Raw genomic sequence first — 1692 nt, forward strand, 5'->3', positions numbered from 1 at the left:
GGGAATTCCGCAGCGGCTGGACAAAGCCTATAGCTGGGACGCGCCGCTGGCCGCCCACGGCATGATGCACATGGTCATTACCAATGCCGCCAAGAAGGATCCCTACGGCATTGACGTCCTATTCATGTACATGGCCAACATGAGTTGGAACTCGGCAATGAACGTGCCTGACACCATCAGGTATCTCACGCAGAAGGAGCCGGACGGCAGCTACACTATCCCCAAGATCATCTATTCGGACGCTTACGCCTCCGAGATGGTGCATTACGCCGACCTCATACTACCCGATACCACCTACCTCGAGCGCTGGGATTGCATCTCGCTCCTCGATCGCCCGATATCGGAAGCTGATGGCCCGGCGGATTCCATTCGCCAGCCGGTGGTCGAGCCAGACCGTGACGTGCGCCCCTTCCAGACCGTGCTGCTTGACCTCGGCACGCGCATCGGCCTCACGGGCATGACGCGCACCGATGGCTCGCCACGCTATCCCGGCGGCTACCCGGATTACATCGTCAACCATGAGCGCGCACCCGGCATCGGCCCGCTCGCCGGGTTCCGCGGACCCAATGGCCGCGCGCAGGGGCGCGGCACACCCAATCCAGAGCAGTTGCAGCACTACATCGACAACGGCTGCCACTGGTTCTACGAACTCCCCGATCACATGAAGTATTATCGCCATGTAAACTGGGCCTATCTCGATTGGGCAACCTTCTTCGGCTTCATCGGCAAGCCGGAACCCGTCATCCACCAGCTTTATTGCGAGCCGCTGCAGAAGTTCCGCCTCTCTGCCAGGGGGCACGGCAAGGTCGTTGCGCCTGCCGAGCATCGCAGTCGCATCGCCAGCTACTTCGACCCCATCCCCTTCTGGTATCCACCCTTCGAGGGCGAGATGGTGTCGGATGCGGAGTTCCCCATGCATGCCGTCACCCAGAGGCCGATGGCCATGTATCACTCCTGGGGCTCGCAGAACGCCTGGCTCCGTCAGATCATGTCACGCAATTGGCTCTACATGGCGCGCGAGATGGCAGCGAAACTTAAGGTCGCGGATGGTGATTGGGTCACCGTCACCTCGCACCATGGAAAGATCAAGGCGCAAGCTAAACTCATGGATGGGGTGAACCCGGAAACCGTCTGGACCTGGAACGCCATCGGCAAGCGCTCCGGCACCTGGGGGTTGAAGCCCGGATCGGACGAATCAAAACAGGGTTTTCTCCTCAACCATCTGATCTCCGAATTGCTGCCCGAGCGAGAGGGCGGTTATCGTTATTCAAACAGCGATCCCATCACCGGGCAGGCCGCTTGGTACGATCTCCGCGTTCGCGTCGAGAAGGCCTCCGACCAGTCGGATGTCAGTGAGCCACAATTTGCCACTCTTAAGCCGATCGAGAGGGTCGAATGACGTCGCTTCCTCCGCCCTCAGCCAAGAAACTTGGCCTCGTCATTGACCTCGACACCTGTGTCGGCTGCCAGGCCTGTGTCACCTCCTGCAAGGAGTGGAACACGCAGGGCTATTCGGCCCCGCTCACCGATACAAACCCCTACGCATCCGATCCGTCCGGCGTCTGGCTCAATCGCGTCCATGGCTATGAAGTGAAGGAGCAGGGCCAGGACCAGTCCCGCATCGTTCACTTCCCACGCTCCTGCCTCCACTGCGAGGAACCCGCTTGCGTCACGGTCTGCCCGACGGGTGCG

The 1692-nt window shown here is 60.8% G+C and carries 2 protein-coding genes; both read left to right on the top strand.

Annotated features, from left to right (window positions below; all coding sequences use genetic code 11):
* Window positions 1-1399, top strand: a 1399-nt coding sequence (locus WCJ41_RS22100; RefSeq protein ID WP_336907987.1) for a molybdopterin oxidoreductase family protein, incomplete at its 5' end; no start/stop codon positions are given.
* Window positions 1396-1692 (top strand): 4Fe-4S dicluster domain-containing protein (locus WCJ41_RS22105; protein ID WP_336907988.1); only part of this gene is annotated, 297 nt, incomplete at its 3' end. The genes WCJ41_RS22100 and WCJ41_RS22105, both read left to right, overlap by 4 nt.

Origin of the sequence: Aestuariivirga sp. (genome assembly GCF_037139295.1) — a bacterium.
Taxonomy (GTDB): domain Bacteria; phylum Pseudomonadota; class Alphaproteobacteria; order Rhizobiales; family Aestuariivirgaceae; genus Aestuariivirga.